The following is a 20,383-nucleotide window of genomic DNA, read 5'->3' as shown; positions in this document are numbered from 1 at the left end:
GTGCATTGAGTTCGATAAAAAACTATTACGGCTAAACAGTGTATAGAATAGTAGGGCCCCCAGAAGGGCGTTCAGATCTGATTAATCATCAATTATTCAACTATGATTTGCTCTTCTTTTACATTGAGTTGAAGGTATCTTATGCTTACTTAGTAAATATGAACAAAAAAAGAGGCAGCACACGCCACCTCTAATATTCAGATAAAATTTAGTATGCTACTAACCAGTCCGTTTGGTCAATTTAGCAAGCTCAAATGGACTAACCCCCTTCACACGATTCTCATCCAAATAATCCGCCCACCACTGCACCATCAACCGGCGTTCGTCTAAATGCTCAGCTTTATGTATATAAGCCGCTCTGACGTTGTTACGCTCCTGATGGCTCATCTGCCGTTCAACTCCATCCCTAGACCACAATCCAGACTCAATTAATGCACTACAGGCCATAGTACGGAAGCCGTGACCACAGACCTCTGTCTTGGTGTCATAGCCCATTACTCGTAAAGCCTTATTTACCGTATTTTCACTCATTGGTTTATTGGCGTTATGGTCGCCAATAAAGATAAGCTCGTGGTCACCGCTAATTTGGTGTATCTGTTGTAAGATCTCCATGGCCTGTCTACTTAGAGGAACAAGGTGAGTTGTTCTCATCTTAGACCCTCTATGTGAGTGCTTAACACCTTCCAATTCTTCACGTTCTCCAGGTATTGTCCAAAGCGCTCGTTCAAAATCGATTTCTGACCAACGGGCAAAGCGTAGTTCACTGGATCGGATAAAGATGAGTAAGGTAAGTTTCACCGCGAGGGTGGTTAGATATCTTCCCTGATAGTTATCTAACCGAGTAAGTAGCTCAGGGATTCGTTCAAAAGGAAGGGCAGGGCGGTGGACTTTCTTGCCGGTAGCGATAGCGCCAGTTAAATCCTGCGCTGGGTTGTAGTCGATAATGCCGTTCTGTACGGCATAGCGCATGATCGCCGTAGTACGCTGTTGTAAGCGCGCGGCGACTTCTAATCGACCTGATTGCTCCACCTTCTTTATGGGGAGCAATAGGTCGCAAGTTTTTAAATCTGCGATATGGCGCTCACCAATAGAAGGAAAAATCTCCAATTCAAGAGTTCTAAGAATTCTTGCTCCATGTGCAGGTGACCATTTTTTATTGCTGCTATGCCAAGCTCTGGCTATTTCAGCAAAGGTATGAGCATTCGATTGTTCTATCTTGACGGCTTTTTTCTGTTCGTTTGGATCGATGCCATTAGCAATTAATTTTTTTGCTTCATCACGTTTTTGCCTTGCCTCAGAAAGTGATATTTCAGGGTAGACACCAAAAGCCAACGTTTTTTCTTTACCGCCAAAGTAATAACGCAGTCGCCAGTATTTTGAACCGTTTGGATGGACGAGAAGAATAAGCCCTCCGCCATCGGTAAGCTTATGGGCTTTTTCTGACGCCTTTGCTGTGCGTACTTTTACATCGGTTAGAGCCATAGTCCTTGCTCCTTTCTATTATCTTTGCGGGTACATTATTTATCGAACCGGGATATACCCGCATTTGTACCCGCAAATAGAGCTTGATGGTGGTTGAAGTGAGTATACTGAAAATCGATAGAAAAGCATCAAAAGGCTGGTAGAATGCGGATTTCAGGCATAAAAAAAGACCTCAGTTGAGGTCTATTTACATTCTAATGGTGCCTGAGGCCGGAATCGAACCGGCATGCCCGAAGGCGGTTGATTTTGAATCAACTGCGTCTACCGATTTCGCCACTCAGGCACTGAGTAGAATGCGGAAAACGTTGGCATTATACCTAGCCGACGGTGTCGCGCAAGACTTATCCCTTAAAATTCACTTAACTGCCTTTAAAATAGCCAGCGTCAGATGAATTGCGGGGTGCAAGCTTACTCGTCCTGGCTTTCTTGCGTATCCGTCAGCGACGATATATGAACCTCCACCTGACCTTGCCTCAGGCGCGAGGCCAGCTGCGCCGGTGGTTGTTCATCGGTAAACAGCGCAGAGGCTTGACTGACGTTGCCAATCGCTACCGCCGCAGAGGCATGATATTTGGTATGGTCAGCGGCCAGCAGCAGGTGGCGGGAGTGGGCTATCATTGCTTTTGCAATGGCCGCTTCGTTAACGTCGAACTCAAGAATGCTGCCGTCGTTTTCAAGCGCGCCCATGCTGGTAATCAGGTAATCGGCACGAAACCCTTCAACAAATGAAACGGCGCTGGGGCCAATAATTCCGCCGTTGTGCGGGCGCAGGGTTCCGCCCGGGACCATCACTTCAAATTCACTATGCTTATACAAAATATGCGCCACCCGCAGGCTGTTGGTGATAATGCGCAGGTTGTTACGCACCTCCAGAGCCCGGGCAATGTGCTCAACCGTGGTGCCAATAGTGAGAAATAGGGTGCAGCCATCGGGAATATAGTCAGCGATGGCGCGGGCAATTGCGATTTTTTCATCGGTGTAGGAGATTTCACGCTGTTCAAATGCGGTATTTATCACGCTCGATGCCCGGCCTGCTCCGCCGTGATGGCGTGATATCAGGCCCATTTCGCTGAGCTTACGAATGTCACGGCGCACCGTTTGAGTTGAAACGTCGAGTATCTGAGCCAGATCTTCAATGTTCATATAGCCGCGCTCGGCTATCAGCGTAATCAAACGATCGTGCCGCGGATTACCGGTTAGTTCAGTCAAACTCATCCTTAATCTCCCACATATAGACATCACCTGACCTATTTTATACAGAAAGTGACAAAAATGCGTCAGTTTGATCGCAGTCTGGTATTCCTTCCCGTCCTCCGGGGAGAGTACATTTAAGCGCAGCGACGGCATTGGCAAAGCGTACGGCCTGATTCACCGGTTGCTGGCGGGCTAAGGCAAACGCCAGCGCGCCGTGAAAAACGTCGCCAGCGCCGGTAGTATCAACCACGTCAACCTTAAAACCCTTCTGGTGACATAGCGCCTGCTGTTCGAGCCACGAACAGCCGGATTGACCCTGAGTAACGTACACAGTGCCCGAGGTTAACGCATTGGCTAAGGTGAGCGCTTTTGTCACATTTTTCTCACCGGTCGCTTTTATCAGCCCCGGTTCAGAGAATGCAGCATGGTCTGCCAGCCTGATTAACGGCAAAATGTTCTGTGGCGTAATGTCTGCGTCTAACAGCGTAGGAACTCCGGCGGCTCTGGCCTGAGTAAAGGCGAATTTTGCGCCTTCATGCCAGCGGACATCGGCTAAAACCATATCATACTGGCTGAAGTCAATGGCTTTCATCCAGTCAACGTCGATCGGCAAGTCAGGGCTGGGGTGATTAATAATGATTCTTTCCCCCTGTTTATCCACCAGAATGGCCGACTGGGAAGAGCGGGCCTTGTGAACAACTCTAGTCAATGCGGTATTGACTCCGGCGGCTTCTAGCTCTTCTCGTAGCGTTTTACCCGCGGCGTCATCACCGATGCGGCCGATAAAATCGACGCGGGCACCGAGTCGGGCAGCGGCGACGGCCGCAGTAGCCGCCGGGCCGCCGCCAATTTCTTTATAGTCCTGCGCGACATACTTCCCACCGCCATCCGGCAAGCGTTCTACGTAATACAGACGATCCTGAACCGCTATGCCAATACAAGCGATCTTAATCATGGTCAGACTCCTTGTTGATTCATGTCATATATTGATTTTTTATCTGTCCATTTTAATTCAAATAAATGTTTAAAGAGTGATGAGTGTCACTTTAATTACTTAAAATTACAAATAATATCAATTGTGTTGCGAAATGTGACACAAATGAACATTAATTATCAATAACGGTCAGGAGGTGGGAAGTGGCGCTTATCGCATTTATCGGGTTGGGGCAGATGGGATCGCCTATGGCTGCCAACCTGATTAAAAAGGGTCATCGGCTGACAGTATATGACATTAACCAGCCAGCGGTAGATCAACTTGTGGCTGCCGGGGCTAACGCCGCTGCAAGCCCGGCATTGGCGGCGAAAGGCGCTGAGTTTGTAATTACTATGCTGCCAAACGGTGATTTAGTTGAGCGGGTATTATTCGGCGAGTCTGGCGTGGTGGAGTCGTTGTCTGCACAGGCCTTAGTGATTGATATGTCGACTATTCATCCGCTACAAAGCGATGCGCTATGCCAAAAAATGCGTCAGCGCGGGTTTAGCTATATGGATGCGCCGGTTGGCCGCACTTCGGAGCAGGCGGTTACCGGCAATTTACTGATTCTGGCCGGAGGATCGGCTGAGCAGGTTGAGCGCGCTCGCGACGTTCTGATGTGCATGGGCTCTGAGCTGGTGAACTGTCAGGGTCCGGGGATGGGGATCCGGGTCAAGCTGGTGAATAACTATATGAGCATCGCGCTTAATGCCCTGTCGGCAGAAGCCGCCGTGATGTGTGAAGCGCTGGGGCTATCGCTGGATGTAGCTATCAGCGTGATGTCTAACACCGCCGCCGGAAAAGGCCACTTTACCACATCCTGGCCGAACAAAGTGCTGAAAGGCGACTTAACGCCGGCGTTTATGATCGATTTGGCCCACAAAGATTTAGGTATTGCACTCGATGTGGCTAATCAGCTTCACGTTCCGATGCCATTGGGCGCAGCGGCCCGCGAAGTGTATAGCCAAGCGAAAGCCGGTGGTCGAGGTAAACAGGACTGGTCCGCCATTCTCGCCCATGTCAGAACCACCGCCGGTCGGCCAGAAAATCACTAGATATTAATATCCAAAGAAACCCATTGATTAGGAAATAGGGGAGAGAACCAAATGCCGTATGTATCAGGTAAAAAAATGATCAAACACGCGTGGGAGAACGGCTACGCTATCGGTGCGTTTAGCGCGCATAACGCTGAAACCATCCGCGCTATTTTGCTGGCCGCTGAGCAGGAACAAGCACCGATTATGATCCAGATCGGCCAGCGGGTGATTAATACCCTTGGTCTTCAGCAAATGAAAGATATGGTCGATACGTTTATGGCTGAATGTAGCGTTCCAGTCTGTATTCATCTGGACCATAGCCGTAGCTTTGAACAAACCATGCAGGCCGTGCGCGCAGGTTTTCACTCGGTAATGTTTGATGGCTCCCATCTCTCTTTTGATGAAAACGTCAGAATAACCCGAGCGGTTGCTGAAGTTTCACACGCTTTAGGTATAGGCTCTGAAGGTGAAATAGGCAAAATTGGTGGTACCGAAGATGATATTTCTGTTGATGAAAAAGATGCCTTTATCACCAGTTGCGATGAGGCTTTAGCCTTCGCCAAGCAAACAACGGTAGATTATTTGGCCATTTCCGTTGGTACTGCCCACGGCATGTACAGGCAGGAGCCGAAGCTGGCCTTCGAACGACTGAAAGAAATTCGCGACATGGTAAAAAAACCGATTGTATTGCACGGTGGTTCAGGCGTTCCCGACGAGCAGGTACGTAAAGCTATCGCGCTTGGCGTTGCTAAAGTTAACGTTGATACCGAACTGCGTCAGGCGTTTACTGAAGGTGTTTTAGACGTGTTGGGTAAAGACCCTGATGAATATACTCTGGCTATCTCTTTAGGGCGCGGAACTGAATTTATGCAGCAACGGGTACAAGAGAAAATTCGCCTGTTTGGTAGTAGTGGCAAAGCGGCCGATTTTTGACATAGCTCAGACATAACTCTGACATTAAACGTTTGCTAAATAAGCATAAAGGGCCGCTGAGTAAAGGCTATTAGTGGCTCGAATTAGAATCTATTAACTCTTGAGTAAGGATCGTTATGATGAGCAAAGTCACTAATATCTTATTCTCCGCAGTAGGTCAGGTAACAACGGAATGTCACGATCTTCCCGTTACGCCGCTACAGCCTAAAGAAGTGCGTATTGCCCCAGTTTATCTCGGCATATGTGGTTCTGACCTACACGTGCTGGCGGATGGTCACCCGTTTGCTAAACCGCCGATTGTGCCAGGCCACGAAATTGCAGCCGTAGTGACTGAAATTGGCTCAGCAGTTACTCACGTTGTCATTGGCGATCACGTAGTCGTTGACCCGATTATGGCCTGTATGGAGTGCCGGGCGTGTAAAGCCGGCCGGTTTAATCTGTGTGAACCACCTCAGGTTGCCGGTTTTCGCGCTCCGGGCTTTGCCCGTTCAGCCCACGTAGTTCCTGCCCGTAACCTATATATTGCTCCTAAATCTATTCCGATGGACGTATTGGCCTTTGCTGAGCCAGCCGCCTGCGCCCGACACTGCGTTAACCGCATGCCGCAGGATGCGCGGGAAATTGTACTAGTGATTGGTGCCGGTACTATCGGTTTATCAGTAGTTCAGGCGCTGCGCATTATGGGGGCCGATAAGATTACAGTGATCGAGCCTGATGCTAAAAAGCGTGAGCTGGCGCTGAAGTACGGCGCTTATCGTGCATTGGCTCCGGGTGAGCTGGCGGCCGATGAACGCTTTACCGGTGTGATCGACGTAGTGGCTTCTGCGGCCACGATTATGGATGCTTGCACTAAAGTGATGGCCGGTGGCACCGTAATTTGTATGGGCGTACCTAGTGGAACTCGCGAGATCCCGCTGCCGAGCATGCAGCGTTTTGAGCGTGACCTGCTTAGCTCTGGCATGTATATCCCTGAAGATTTTGAAACGGTGATTGGTTGGCTGGCCGATGGGCGATTCGATACTTCAGATTTAGTCACCGATATCTTTCCGGTTAGCGATGCGGCAGCCGCCTATAGCCGCGCTAAGGAATCACAGTCAATTAAGGTTCTGATTGAGTTTCCTCAGTAATCCTTAGGGCTAACTAAGAGATATAAGACTGTTTGTTAATTGCCGGATGGCCACAGTAAGCCGCTCTGAACACATGAAATATAAACACAGAGCAAGCTGTACCCGTAGCGAACTGCGGATTATCCGGTACACGTTTTTCAGCGTAATAATAAAAATTAAGCTATTACTGAAATAGTAAGGATACAAACATGACTCAAGATTCAACTCGGTCTGTCTATCAGATCGGTAGGCCGCAGGACGTGATTAATATCGTCAATAATCATGCGGCGCTGCGATCAAATATCGGCATTGTACTGATTGCGCTGGGAGGCATTTTGATTGATGCCTATCAGGCTGCGATGGTGGGTTTTGGTAACAAGTTTATTGCAGCGGAGTTTGGTATTTCTCCCGGGCTGGCTGCAACGGTAAACGCTTCGGTATTGGTTGCCGCGTTGATCGGTGGCCTGATGGCTAACCGTGTAATCAATACGTTTGGTCAAAAGCGGGCATTTATTATCGGTATGGGGTTATGTACGCTCGGTGCCGCTGCGGTGGCGTTTGCGCCTAATATCTGGTGGGTGCTGGTTGCTCGAGTCGTAATGGGGTTTGGCCTTGGCATTGATTTCCCTCTGGCAACCAGTGCGGTAGCGGAACTACGGGGAACATCGTCTAAGAAATCTGGTTCTTCAGTCAACCTCTGGCAGATGGGCTGGTATGTGTCTACCACCGTGGTGTATCTGGTTTTGCTTCCTCTTCATTTGGCAGACGTTGCCGACAGTCACTTGTGGCGCTATGGCATTTTTATCGGTGCGGGTTTTGCCGTGCTGGCAATGATTTTACGCTACTTATTTATCGGTGAGTCGGCCATGTGGGCGGCAAGAGTAGGTAAATATGAGCTTGCCTGTAAAATTTTGAAACAGCGCTATGGCATTGACGCACAGGTTAGTGAGAACGCTCAAAAAGAAGAATTGACCGATAAAAAAGTTAAGATCGACGGCATATACGGCATTCTGTTTAACAAGCAGTACCGTAAACGCACTATCTTAGGCTGTATTGTCGCAACCATGCAGGCTTGGCAATACAACGCCGTTGGCGTTTATTTGCCTCTTACGTTAGCCGGAATTCTTAGCGGCGGTTTAACCGGAGCACTGACCGGTTCAGCCGTAGTGAATGCGCTTTGCGGTGTGACCGGTGGCGCTATTGGTTCGCTGATTGTGAGTAAAGTCGGTGCCCGCCGTCAGTCAATGATTGGCTTTGCTATGGTAACAATGGCGCTGATAGCGCTCGGGTTTCTGGCGACGACTAATCCATGGCTATCGCTCACGCTCCTGGGCTCGATTATATTTTTCCACTCTGCCGGACCGGGCGGGCTAGGTATGACTATCGCTACGCTTTCTTATCCACCAAGCATTCGCCCTGCTGGCGTAGGCTTTGCCCGGGCGATTATGCGTACGGGTGCCATTGCAGGTTTAATTTTCTGGCCAATGCTATGGGGCGCGTTGAATACCCAAGCATTCTACTGGCTAGCGATCGTTCCGTTTATTGGCTTTGCCACCTGTCTGTGTATTCGCTGGGAGCCTCTCGGTGCCAACGTGGATGCGGAAGATGAACAGGTTTTGGCTCTGATCGAATCACGTAGACATAACCAATAAGCGCTAGAGGGCCGGGCTTTCACTGGAAGCCCGGCAAAGGAGTAACTGATGAATAGTGGCAAAAATAGTATTCCTGCTGAAGGGCTGCGCAATTCGTCCACCAGAAAAGTCGTTGCTGCCAGTTTTGCCGGAGCTTTGCTTGAATGGTATGACTTCTTTATTTTTGGTACCGCCGCCGGGTTGGTCTTTGGTCCGCTGTTTTTTCCTAAGGAAGATCCGGTTGTCGGTACCATTGCCGCTTTTGCCACCTTTGGCGTCGGATTTTTAGCCCGACCTCTGGGTGGCGTAGTGTTTGGCCATTTCGGTGACAAAATTGGGCGTAAGGTTACGCTGATCTGGACGTTAGTCATTGTCGGAATATCGACCTTCCTGGTCGGGTTATTGCCGACCTATGCGAATGCCGGAATTTGGGCTCCGGTATTATTAGTGGCTTTACGCTTAATTCAAGGGTTTGGGCTCGGTGGTGAATACGGTGGTGCTGCGCTGATGACCATTGAGTCCGCGCCGGAAAAACAGCGGGGGTTTCTTGGTTCCTTGCCTCAGACTGCTGCCTCTGCCGGGATCATGCTGGCAACCGGAGTTTTTGCTTTATGTAATGGCTTACTGACTCAAGAGCAGTTTATGAGCTGGGGGTGGCGAGTTCCATTTCTGCTCTCTGCGCTGATGCCGATCGTCGGGATGTATATCCGTATCCATATTGAAGAATCCAATGATTTCCGTCACGTAAAGCGGCCGGTTAATAGTAGCAATCAGCCGAAAGAGTCTTTGCCGATTGTTGAGCTATTTCGCAAACATCCGAAGAACATATTTTTAGCGTTGGGAGCCCGGCTGGCAGAGACTGTTTCATCTAATACTATCAATGCCTTTGGTATTGCCTATCTTTCAACTCAGTTGGCCATGGACCGTCAAATCCCGTTAACCGGTATGTTGGTGGCTTCGGCAATCGGGTTATTCAGCTGCCCACTGATCGGCTGGCTTTCCGATCGCTGGGGGCAGCGGCCTTTGTATATGACCGGTGCTGCATTTTGCCTGTTGTTCGCTTTTCCCTTCTTTTGGCTATTGGGAACCCAACAGCCGGTGGCGATCTGGTTTGCCATGATAGTGGGCTATAACTTTGGCCCGACCATGATGTTTGCCGTTCAGCCTACGATGTTTGTACGTATGTTCGGTACGAAAGTCCGCTATACCGGCCTGTCATTTGCCTATCAATTTTCAGCCATTCTTGGGGGAATGACTCCGCTCATCGCATCGTCACTCTTGGCGTTAGGCGGTGGAAAGCCTTGGTATGTTGCCAGTTATTTAGTTCTGATATCTGCGGTTTCTTTGTTCTGCGTTTGGAAGATTCGGGTTAAGTTCGGCGCGCCGGTCACGGCGGCAGAGTCAGATCGCTAATTCTTTTATTGAATAAACTGATATTAAGGAATAACTAAATGAACTCAGTTTTAGACACTAATCCTTACCTTGCGGTACGTCAGGCCTTTGATGCGCCATGGGATGGGCCAAAGGGGCCAAAAGTGATACTCAACAATAGCCAAATTAGCCTAGCCGTTTATCCTGAAGATGGCTGTAGGATGACTTCGCTGAATGCGTTTGGCTATGAGCTGCTGCGCCAATGGAATCCTGCGCGCCGGGCCTTTCAATATGGCTGTTTCCCGATGATCCCTTGGGTAGGGCGGATGGGTAATGCGGTGCTGAATTATGCCAGTAAAGCCTATTCGCTGCCAATGAACAAACCTCCTCACGCCCTACACGGCATGGCGTGTTTCGGCCCGTGGCAGACAATTAGTGTAACGCCTGAGGTTGCTGAATTTAGCGTTGAGCTTGAACAGCCGTGGCCATGGAAGGGACAAGTGGTTCAGCGGTTTGAGTTGGATTCTACCGGGTTAACGATTACCTTAACCGTTAAAACCGCCGGAGAGGCTTTTCCTGCCGCCGCTGGCTGGCATCCGTGGTTTGCTAAATGGACCGGTGATACAGACTATGTTGCCGTAGCGCCGATCGGCGAAGCCACTGATAAGCTGAAAGTCTCTTTTGATGCCGACTGGCAGGAAGAACCGGGCGATAACGAATTACCAACGGGAAAGCGCATAGCTCCTCGCCCGGGCCCTTGGGACGATTGCTTTGGCTTTAATCAGGGAATGTCAGCATCGTTAGTATGGCCGGGCAAAGTACGTTTGAGTATGTCTTCTGAAACGTCGTCTATGGTGGTGTTTGATAAACAACCCGATGCAGCCTGCATCGAACCGCTATCTGGTCCACCTAACTGTGTTAATACAGCACCGATTATTGTGATGGTAGATAAACCGCTGGTGATCTCTACCCGTTGGGAGTTGAATACTGAGAAGTGATTTTTAGGTTAGAAATTAAAATAGTAGCAATTCGAGTGGTTCGGCGATCGGCTTAACCATTATCAGCCTCTCATCGTCGTCGCCCCGTTGAAAAACGGGGTCCAGTTCTTAAGCCGAGTGATAATTTGTTAGCTAAAACCTAGATCCCGTTTTTCAACGGGATGACGACAGTAGGGCATTTTCTGGGGTCAATTTATACAAAATCAGACAGGAATTATCGTTTCAGTTTAAGCAACAGCAAACTGATCAACAGGAATAACAGGCTTGGTAATGCGGCCCCAAGGATCGGCGGCAGGTTTATTACCATACTCAGCGGGCCGAAGATCTTATTCAGCACGTAGAAGGTAAAGCCAAAGCTGATACCGATAACTACCCGAACGCCCATCGGTACGCTGCGCAGCGGACCAAAAATGAACGACAGGGCCATCAGCATCATTACCGCAACGGATAGCGGCGACAGAACCTTATTCCAGAATATTAGCTGATAGCGGGTAGATTCCTGACCGCTCTGCTTGAGGTATTTACTGTATTCATACAGCCCGCTGGCCGAAAGCGCTTCCGGGTCCATGGCGACTACGCCAAGCTTGTCGGGCGTTAGATTAGTATTCCATTCATCATTCAGCGTTTGGGTTCCGACGATCTTGTTTGGTTCACTCAGATCGGACTGATCGACTTGAGTCAGCTGCCATTTCTTCTGCTCTGTGTCGTAGGTTGCCGTTCCGGCATAGCGTACGGAGAGCAGCTTTCGGTTGTTGTCGAAGTGATAAATACTGACGCCGGAAAGCTCATCCTCTTTAGCTACGCTTTGAATATAGATAAAGTCGTTTTTATCTTTGGCCCAGATGCCATCGCGGGTTGAGAGCAGTGAGTTGCCGTACATCATTTGGGCTCGCATATTGCGGGCGGTTTGTTCACCGACCGGCGCAACCCATTCACCGATAGCCATAGTCAGTAACACCAGCGGGATAGCCGTTTTCATTACCGCTGCGGCGATCTGCATGCGGGTAAAGCCCGACGCTTCCATCACCACCAGCTCGCTACGGGTCGCCAGTGCGCCTAAGCCCAGCAGTGCGCCCAGCAGTGCAGCCATTGGGAAGAAGATTTCAATGTCTTTAGGTATGCTGAGCAGGGTATAAAGGCCCGCGCCCCACGCGTCATAGTCTCCGCGACCGGTTTTACGCAACTGATCGACAAATTTAATAATGCCCGACAGGCTGACCAGCAGGAACAGCGTGCTCATAATCGTGCCGAAAATGGTACGGCCGATATAACGGTCTAATACTTTAAACATTAAGCCGTTCCTCTTAACCGGCCACGTATACGACGTGCTGGCAGGGTATCCCATAGGTTGAATATTATACCCATGGTTAAGTAAAAGAGGTTTACCGCCCACACCCAGATCATTGGGTCAAGCTTACCCCGGCTGGCGTTAGACTTCAGCGAACTCTGAACCAGAAAGTAAATCAGATACAGCAGCATTGCCGGTAGCATACTCACCACCCGGCCCTGACGCGGATTCACCTCACTCAGCGGAACCACTAACAGCGCCATCAGCGGCACGGAAATAATCAGCGTTAAGCGCCAGTTCATTTCGGCTTTTGCCTGATGGGTGTCTGATTCAGCCAGTGACATAAAGCTGGCTTGTTCAACGTCACTGTTGTCAAGCATCGCTTCCTGATGGCCGACGACGGCCTGATATTGACTAAAATCGGTAATGCGGAAATCTCTTAATAACGCCGTACCTTCGTAACGGGTGCCTTGGTCCAGATAGATGCGCTGGTTGCCGTTAGGGTCTTCGGCAATATAGCCTTTATCGGCCACGATAACCGAAGGGCGTTGATTACCGGAAGGGCGCAGCTGGGCCAAAAAAACGTTGGTAAATTTATTTGCATCAACGTTGCCGACAAACAGCACGGCGTTACCGTCCTGTGACGGTTTAAACTGACCTTCAACTAATGCGCCAAGGCTTGGGTTAGCTTTGGCTTCCGCAATGATTTTTTCCTGATCGATTGCCGACATCGGGCCTAACCAGATCGAATTGATGCCGGCGATAGCGCCGGTAAACAGCGATAGTACCAAAGCTGCCATTAGCAGAACGCGATTGCTCAGGCCGCAGGCGTGCATCACGGTAATTTCACTTTCCGTATACAGCTTACTAAAGGTCATCAGAATGCCTAAGAACAAACTAAGCGGCAGAATGAGCTGCGCCATCTCGGGAATACCAAGGCCAAGCAAAGAAAAAACTAAATTTGTGGGAATGTCTCCCTCAACGGCCATCGACAACACCTTGACCAGTTTTTGACAGAAAAAAATCAAAAACAGAATAAACAGGATTGCGATTTGGCTCTTGAACGTTTCCCGGATCAGATATCTAATGATTATCAAGTTAATTACGCCTGTGAAAACTTGTTTTTTTACAGGAAAGCCGATACTTTCATCGTTAGTTCGCCATTTTCAACATCATCCATCATAATGGCAGCCTGCATTGCTAATAATAGTATTAATGCGCAGAAATATTAACACCATTTGCGTTAATCAGAACCACAGGGTGGCGTGACATTATGGATCTTTCTATTCTATCCATAATTAACCTACCTTGTCTCTTTAAGATTCAGGAGAGTGCATGGAGTTCAGTGTAAAAAGCGGTAGCCCGGAAAAACAACGTAGCGCCTGTATCGTGGTCGGTGTTTTTGAACCTCGTCGCTTATCACCTATAGCCGAACAGCTGGATAAGATCAGCGATGGTTATATCAGCGCGCTGCTTCGCCGTGGTGAACTAGAAGGTAAGGTGGGTCAAACTTTATTGTTACACCATGTACCCAACATTCTGTCAGAACGAATTTTACTGATTGGCTGCGGAAAAGAGCGCGAGCTGGATGAGCGTCAGTATAAGCAGGTGGTTCAGAAGACCATTAATACGCTAAATGACACCGGTTCAATGGAAGCCGTTTGCTTTTTAACCGAACTTCACGTTAAAGGGCGTAATACCTATTGGAACGTACGTCAGGCGGTCGAAACGACGAAAGAAGCGCTATATATTTTCGATCAGCTGAAAAGCAACAAGGTTGAGCCACGCCGCCCGCTGCGTAAAATGGTGCTGAGCGTGCCAACCCGTCGTGAATTGACCTGTGGCGAGCGCGCTATTTCGCACGGTCTGGCGATTGCCACGGGCATTAAAGCGGCTAAAGACTTAGGCAATATGCCGCCAAATATTTGTAATGCGGCCTATCTTGCCTCTCAGGCCCGCCAGTTAGCCGATGCCTATAGTGAAAATATTATCACCCGCGTTATCGGCGAGCAGCAGATGAAAGAGTTGGGCATGAATGCCTATCTGGCGGTTGGTCAGGGCTCACAAAATGAATCTCTGATGTCGGTGATGGAATATAAAGGTAATCCAGATGCGGACGCTAAACCGATCGTACTCGTGGGTAAAGGCCTGACCTTTGACTCAGGCGGTATCTCTATCAAACCTGCCGAAGGCATGGATGAAATGAAATACGATATGTGCGGTGCCGCTTCGGTTTATGGCGTGATGCGGGCGGTGGCCGAGCTAAAGCTGTCGTTGAATATTATCGGCGTGCTGGCCGGATGTGAAAACATGCCGGGCGGTAGGGCCTACCGCCCGGGTGATATCCTGACCACCATGTCAGGCCAAACGGTTGAAGTATTAAATACCGACGCTGAAGGCCGTTTAGTGCTGTGCGACGTATTAACCTACGTTGAGCGCTTTGAGCCCGAAGTGGTTATTGATATCGCGACGTTGACCGGTGCCTGCATTATTGCATTGGGCCACCAAATTACCGGCCTGATGTCTAACCATAATCCGCTGGCCCATGAGTTAGTGGGCGCTTCTGAACAGGCCGGCGACCGCGCATGGCGCTTACCGCTGGGCGATGAGTTTCAGGAGCAGTTGGAATCTAACTTTGCCGATATGGCGAATATTGGTGGTCGCCCTGCGGGTGCCATTACTGCGGGCTGCTTCCTGTCGCGCTTTACCCGCAAATATAGCTGGGCTCATTTAGATATCGCCGGTACCGCATGGCGTTCAGGTAAAGCCAAAGGTGCCACCGGTCGTCCGGTTGCGCTGCTGACGCAGTTCCTGCTTAATCGTGCTGGCCTGAATTGTGATGAGTAAATAAACGGAGCGTAACGGCGGTGCAGTTATTTCTGCCGCCTTTATCACTTCTTTGCTATTATCACCGGGTTTATCAGGGGCACGCAGCGCGTGCCCTTAGCCATTAAATTGAGAGTACTTTCCGGCCGTTATGAAAAACGCGACATTTTACCTGCTCGACCATAGCAATACGTCACAAGGGCTGTCTGCCTGTGAAGCGCTGACCTGTGCCATTGCCGCACAGCGCTGGCGTATGGGAAAACGGGTATTAATCGCCTGTGAGAGCCTTGAGCAAGCGCAGCGTTTAGATGACGCCTTATGGCAGCGAGATACCGAGGAGTTCGTTCCTCATAATCTGGCCGGAGAAGGTCCGAAATACGGCGCTCCCGTTGAGCTGTGCTGGCCCGAGCGCCGGGGCAATTCCCCTCGGGATTTACTTATTTCTCTGTTACCGCAGTTTCCGGATTTTGCCACCGCATTTTATGAAGTGGTAGACTTCGTTCCACATGAAGATGAGTTGAAACAGTTGGCGCGCGAACGTTATAAAATTTATCGCAGCGTCGGTTTTAACCTGTCCACAGTAACGCCGCCAACCACTAAATAGCGTAAAAAAAGATTATGGAAAAAACATACAACCCGCAAGACATTGAACAGTCACTTTACCAACATTGGGAAGAGAGTGGTTACTTCAAACCACACGGTGACACCAGCAAAGAAAGCTACAGCATCATGATCCCGCCGCCGAACGTGACCGGCAGCCTGCATATGGGGCACGCTTTCCAGCAAACCATCATGGACGCGATGATCCGCTATCAGCGTATGCAGGGCAAAAATACCCTGTGGCAGGCGGGAACGGACCATGCGGGTATCGCCACCCAGATGGTGGTTGAGCGCAAAATTGCGGCTGAAGAAGGCAAAACCCGCCACGACTACGGTCGCGATGCTTTTATCGATAAAATCTGGCAGTGGAAAGCAGAATCGGGCGGCACGATTACCCGCCAAATGCGCCGCTTGGGCGATTCCGTAGACTGGGAGCGTGAACGCTTCACCATGGATGAAGGTTTGTCCAATGCGGTACGCGAAGTGTTCGTGCGTTTGTATAAAGAAGATTTGATTTACCGCGGTAAACGTCTGGTGAACTGGGATCCGAAACTGCGTACCGCGATTTCCGATCTTGAAGTAGAGAACCGCGAGTCTAAAGGCTCCATGTGGCACCTGCGTTATCCGTTGGCCGACGGCGCAAAAACCGCCGAAGGTAAAGACTATTTAGTGGTAGCGACCACGCGCCCTGAAACCATGCTTGGCGATACCGGCGTTGTGGTAAACCCTGAAGATCCTCGTTACAACGACCTGATCGGCAAAGAAATTATTCTGCCGCTGGTGGGTCGTCGAATTCCTATTCTTGGCGATGAACACGCCGAGATGGACAAAGGCACCGGCTGTGTGAAAATCACCCCGGCCCACGACTTTAACGACTATGAAGTCGGTAAGCGCCATGCGCTGCCAATGATCAACGTGCTGACTTTCGACGGTGATATCCGCCAGACCGCTGAAGTATTTAATACTAACGGCGAAGAGAGCAGCGCGTGGAGCAATGACATCCCCGAGCCGTTCCGTGGCCTTGAGCGTTTTGCCGCGCGTAAAGCGGTAGTGGCCGCGTTTGATCAACTGGGCCTGCTAGATGAAATCAAACCTCACGATCTGACCGTGCCTTATGGCGATCGTGGCGGCGTGGTTATCGAGCCGATGCTGACCGACCAATGGTATGTGCGCACAGCGCCGCTGGCTAAAGTGGCGGTAGAAGCGGTTGAACAGGGTGAAATTCAGTTCGTGCCGAAGCAGTACGAAAATATGTATTTCAGCTGGATGCGCGACATTCAGGACTGGTGTATTTCTCGCCAGCTTTGGTGGGGGCACCGTATTCCTGCATGGTACGACGCAGCAGGCAACGTTTACGTTGGTCGCGATGAAGCCGAAGTCCGTAGCGAAAACGGTTTAGCCGCTGAGGTGGCGCTGACTCAGGACGAAGACGTTCTGGATACCTGGTTCTCTTCCGGCCTGTGGACCTTCTCTACCTTGGGCTGGCCAAACGACACTGCCGACCTGAGAGCCTTCCACCCGTCGAGCGTGGTGGTCAGCGGTTTTGACATTATTTTCTTCTGGATAGCCCGGATGATCATGATGACCATGCACTTCGTGAAAGATGAAAACGGTAAGCCGCAGGTGCCATTCCATACCGTATATATGACCGGCCTGATCCGCGATGACGAAGGGCAGAAAATGTCTAAGTCAAAGGGTAACGTGATCGATCCGTTGGACATGATTGACGGTATTTCGCTGGAAGAGCTGTTAGAAAAACGTACCGGTAATATGATGCAGCCGCAGCTGGCTGAGAAAATTCGCAAGCGTACCGAGAAGCAGTTCCCGAACGGTATTGAACCGCACGGTACCGATGCGCTGCGCTTTACGCTGGCCGCGCTGGCTTCAACCGGTCGTGACATCAACTGGGATATGAAACGCCTCGAAGGCTACCGTAACTTCTGTAATAAGCTGTGGAACGCCAGCCGCTTTGTGCTGATGAACACCGAAGATCGGGATTGCGGCATGAACGGCGGCGAAATGGTGCTTTCTTTGGCTGACCGTTGGATCCTGGCCGAGTTTAACCAAACGGTAAGAGCCTACCGTGAAGCCTTCGATACTTACCGCTTTGATATGGCGGCCGGTATTCTGTATGAGTTCACTTGGAATCAGTTCTGTGACTGGTATTTAGAGCTAACTAAGCCGGTGATGAACGGTGGTTCTGAGGCCGAACTGCGTGGAACTCGTCATACGCTGGTCACCGTGCTGGAAGCGTTATTACGCTTAGCTCATCCGATTATTCCGTTTATCACTGAAACCATCTGGCAGCGGGTAAAACTGCTAAAAGGCATTGATGCCGACACAATCATGCTACAGGCGATGCCTGAGTATGACGTTAACTTGGCTGATGAAGCGGCGCTGGCAGACTTAGAGTGGATAAAGCAGCTGATTGAAGCGGTGCGTAGTATCCGTGCTGAAATGAATATTGCTCCGGGCAAAGCGCTGGAAGTTCTACTGCGCGATGTCAACGATGCGGCTCTGCGTCGGGTTACTGAAAACGAGAGCTTTATTAAAGCGCTGGCCCGTCTGGAGTCTATTACTATTTTGGCCGCTGGCGACAAAGGCCCGGTGTCTGTGGCCAAGCTGGTGGAAGGGACTGAACTACTGATCCCAATGGCCGGCTTAGTTGATAAAGACGCCGAACTGGCCCGCCTATCGAAAGAAGTCACCCGCATCGAAGACGAAATCGGTAAGATTGAAACTAAGCTGTCAAACGAAGGCTTTGTTGCCAGAGCGCCTGAAGCGGTAGTCGCCAAAGAGCGTGAACGTTTGGTGAGCTTTGCAGAAGATAAAGCTAAGCTGTTGGAGCAGAAAGCGACGATAGCGGTGCTGTGATTTGATATTGGGTTAGGTAATAAAGAGAAAGGCCGCGAAAGCGGCCTTTTTACTATAAGATCTTTTCCGATCGATGCTGTTCATACAGCGAATGAGCTATTTCATCTATAAACCCATAAGACTGTGAGCGTGCCACAATGTTTTTAGCCCACATATGGTGGGTTGCCGGTTCGCACATGGCACCGTTTGACTGGAAAACCGCGCAGTTGCTGTTAAGGATCTTTAGCGCGTCGAGATAGTCGGTCACCTGAACCTTAAAGGCATTGTTGATATGCTCTATTTGCTTCGGATGAATAGCGGTTTTGCCGACCAAACCGTGTTCATTATCTATTTCCAGTTCCGCCAGCAATATGGCCGGAGAGTCGATAATTTCGCATACCGGAGCGGTCATCGAAAACCCGTGGGCACCGAAGGTGCAGACGATCATTTTTATTGCGTAGCCCAGCGGGCCGTCATACAGGGTTTTAGCCCGGTTGCGGCGAATGCCCAACGCGTGCATCAGATCGTTACCGCCGATCCTCAGTACAATCGTCTTGGCGGAGAAATAAGCATCGTTGCGCATGGTTGTGGCTAGCTGGTTCATCTTCGCTGCGTCAAAGCAGCTGGCCGTTTCCAGCGTTGGCATCGCCAGAAGATGGGTGCCGGACAGTGCCTGACTCCATTCTTCAACCTGACTCAGTTCAAACTTAGGCAGCACGAACCCGGTGACCTTAGTCAGATCCAGTTCGACGATTAACCTTTTAGCCATGGGAATATTACGCGGGCGGATAAAGATTAACGGCCCGTCTTTAAGCTCAAGCTGCGCAATGCCTGCCAGCAGCACGCTGAGGTTTTCAATCCCCAGCTCAATTTCCCGTTCAACGACGGCATCTTCCAGACAAATAACTAATGATTTTAAGTGCGGATATTTATTTTGGGCTATCACCTGAAACAGATCGTTTCGGGTGGCCGGCATGTACAGAGTTGCGCCCAAATCGTAGGGAGTAATCATTCTTTACCTACCTTTTTAATGATCGTAATTGCCCGATAAGGCGCAATAGCCTCGCCGACTTCCTGAACCGGAATAGACAGTTTTTCGGTCAGGTACATCAGTAGAGAAACGTCTTTATCGGTTTTAGAACGTACTAAAACGTGGTCGGGGAGCCGCCTTAATACTGCCCGAGTGGCTTCGGCAATACCCGGTTTTATGCGATTACGGTTTTTAATTCCATACCGGTCGGCCAGCGATGTTACGGTATCCTGACTGAGTTTCAGCAAGGGTTGAACCCTTGGGTCATCACATATAGCGGGTTCAATGGCTGCGATATCGATACGCTCCCACTCTTTAATCATAGTTTCAATAAATGAAATGCTACGGTCAAATTTCGCTAAATGGTCGCACCTGACGCTACCGTGGTAATCGTCGGCTGACCAGATGGAGCGCGATATCAAGCCTGAAACCGGCGCGCCTAAAATACCAAAGGGAATCAGCCAGTCGTCGGTAGAGGCGCTTAACCAAGCGCTGCCGCATACGTCTGCCAGCACCACTAAGCGATCCCGCAGTGGGTAGCCTGAGCGGGTTGACAGTGAACGCTGCAGTTCCTGAGTGATGGCGCCTTTACCTGTCCAGCCGTCAACAAAAACGATACCCTGAGTGCCGTGCTGCCGTTCTATCTGTTTCATGGCCACATCATCAATACCGCGATCGCGAACAATGCTGATGCCATAGTGGTGTGAAGCGACGCCCAGCTTTCTCAGGGCTAGGTGCAGCAACACGCCGAGCGGAACCCCAGCCCGGACCAGGCTGACCAAAATGATGTCTTGGCTCGGCATATTGCCTTTCAGCGCCTTAGCCAGCGCCATCACTTCAGTGGCTAGCCGGTGGCTTCCTGCTTCCAGTGCGCCCTGATAAAGCTCAAGATGAAACTGACTCGGCTCAGGCTCTTCGCTAAGCATCTCTGAATAATGTTTTTCGCCGCTTTGAATCAGGCGTTCTTTCTCTTCTACCGGTGTCATTTCAGTGCTGACGGTATTTAATAGAAAACTGACCCAGTCAGCGGGGTAAGATCCGGAAAATCCGCGTTGTGGCAC

The 20,383-nt window shown here is 50.2% G+C and carries 16 protein-coding genes and 1 tRNA gene; 9 read left to right on the top strand and 8 right to left on the bottom strand.

Annotated elements, in window-relative coordinates; genetic code table 11:
* Positions 1–219: 219 nt before the first annotated feature.
* From GVI43_RS03875 to GVI43_RS03860, 4 genes are all read right to left on the bottom strand, one after another.
* Positions 220–1,482, bottom strand: a complete 1,263-nt coding sequence (locus tag GVI43_RS03875) for a tyrosine-type recombinase/integrase (protein WP_159565427.1) — start codon at positions 1,480–1,482, stop codon at positions 220–222.
* Between the two features lie 198 nt (positions 1,483–1,680).
* Positions 1,681–1,765: transfer RNA gene (locus tag GVI43_RS03870), tRNA-Leu, on the bottom strand.
* A gap of 125 nt (positions 1,766–1,890) precedes the next feature.
* Positions 1,891–2,697: a DeoR/GlpR family DNA-binding transcription regulator gene (locus GVI43_RS03865; protein WP_159565426.1), complete on the bottom strand. Its 807-nt coding sequence runs from the start codon at positions 2,695–2,697 to the stop codon at positions 1,891–1,893.
* A gap of 37 nt (positions 2,698–2,734) precedes the next feature.
* Positions 2,735–3,631, bottom strand: coding sequence for a sugar kinase (locus GVI43_RS03860; RefSeq protein WP_159565425.1), 897 nt, complete (start codon positions 3,629–3,631; stop codon positions 2,735–2,737).
* Between the two features lie 182 nt (positions 3,632–3,813).
* On the opposite strand from GVI43_RS03860, the gene yihU reads away from it, so the two are divergent.
* The 6 genes from yihU to GVI43_RS03830 all read left to right on the top strand — a co-directional run bounded on the left by yihU (position 3,814) and on the right by GVI43_RS03830 (position 10,725).
* Positions 3,814–4,704, top strand: a complete 891-nt coding sequence (gene yihU / locus GVI43_RS03855; protein WP_159565424.1) for a sulfolactaldehyde 3-reductase — start codon at positions 3,814–3,816, stop codon at positions 4,702–4,704.
* A gap of 51 nt (positions 4,705–4,755) precedes the next feature.
* Positions 4,756–5,619 (top strand): class II fructose-bisphosphate aldolase, encoded by an 864-nt coding sequence (locus GVI43_RS03850; RefSeq protein WP_159565423.1) that lies wholly within the window; start codon positions 4,756–4,758, stop codon positions 5,617–5,619.
* Positions 5,620–5,738: 119 nt separating this feature from the next.
* Entirely contained in the window at positions 5,739–6,746 is a 1,008-nt protein-coding gene (locus GVI43_RS03845; protein WP_159565471.1) for a zinc-dependent alcohol dehydrogenase, read from the top strand.
* 188 nt (positions 6,747–6,934) lie between these two features.
* A complete protein-coding gene (locus GVI43_RS03840; protein WP_159565422.1) occupies positions 6,935–8,377 on the top strand; it encodes an MFS transporter in 1,443 nt (480 codons plus the stop codon).
* A 48-nt stretch (positions 8,378–8,425) separates the two neighbouring features.
* Positions 8,426–9,769, top strand: a complete 1,344-nt coding sequence (locus GVI43_RS03835; RefSeq protein WP_159565421.1) for an MFS transporter — start codon at positions 8,426–8,428, stop codon at positions 9,767–9,769.
* Positions 9,770–9,807: 38 nt separating this feature from the next.
* Entirely contained in the window at positions 9,808–10,725 is a 918-nt protein-coding gene (locus GVI43_RS03830; protein ID WP_159565420.1) for an aldose epimerase family protein, read from the top strand.
* 214 nt (positions 10,726–10,939) lie between these two features.
* On the opposite strand, the gene lptG is transcribed toward GVI43_RS03830, so the two are convergent.
* Positions 10,940–12,016 (bottom strand): LPS export ABC transporter permease LptG, encoded by a 1,077-nt coding sequence (gene lptG / locus GVI43_RS03825; protein WP_159565419.1) that lies wholly within the window; start codon positions 12,014–12,016, stop codon positions 10,940–10,942.
* Entirely contained in the window at positions 12,016–13,110 is a 1,095-nt protein-coding gene (lptF, locus tag GVI43_RS03820) for an LPS export ABC transporter permease LptF (RefSeq protein WP_159565418.1), read from the bottom strand. Before lptF ends, lptG begins: the two co-directional genes overlap by 1 nt.
* A gap of 238 nt (positions 13,111–13,348) precedes the next feature.
* Here lptF and pepA point away from each other — a divergent pair, with 238 nt between their 5' ends.
* From pepA to GVI43_RS03805, 3 genes are all read left to right on the top strand, one after another.
* Entirely contained in the window at positions 13,349–14,860 is a 1,512-nt protein-coding gene (pepA, locus tag GVI43_RS03815; RefSeq protein WP_159565417.1) for a leucyl aminopeptidase, read from the top strand.
* A 130-nt stretch (positions 14,861–14,990) separates the two neighbouring features.
* Positions 14,991–15,443, top strand: a complete 453-nt coding sequence (locus tag GVI43_RS03810; protein WP_159565416.1) for a DNA polymerase III subunit chi — start codon at positions 14,991–14,993, stop codon at positions 15,441–15,443.
* Positions 15,444–15,457: 14 nt separating this feature from the next.
* Positions 15,458–18,313, top strand: coding sequence for a valine--tRNA ligase (locus GVI43_RS03805; protein ID WP_159565415.1), 2,856 nt, complete (start codon positions 15,458–15,460; stop codon positions 18,311–18,313).
* Positions 18,314–18,365: 52 nt separating this feature from the next.
* On the opposite strand, the gene GVI43_RS03800 is transcribed toward GVI43_RS03805, so the two are convergent.
* The gene (locus GVI43_RS03800) at positions 18,366–19,304 is read right to left on the bottom strand and encodes an HpcH/HpaI aldolase/citrate lyase family protein (protein WP_159565414.1); all 939 of its coding nucleotides are present in this window, start codon (positions 19,302–19,304) and stop codon (positions 18,366–18,368) included.
* On the bottom strand, positions 19,301–20,383 hold the full coding sequence (locus GVI43_RS03795) for a cysteine protease StiP family protein (protein ID WP_159565413.1): 1,083 nt from the start codon (positions 20,381–20,383) through the stop codon (positions 19,301–19,303). The genes GVI43_RS03800 and GVI43_RS03795 overlap by 4 nt, the downstream gene beginning before the upstream one ends.

This window comes from Budvicia diplopodorum (assembly GCF_009800925.1).
GTDB classification, from domain to species: Bacteria; Pseudomonadota; Gammaproteobacteria; order Enterobacterales; family Enterobacteriaceae; genus Budvicia; species Budvicia diplopodorum.
The sequence above is the reverse complement of the archived record's forward strand: the minus strand, read 5'-3'. Positions and strand labels throughout refer to the sequence as shown.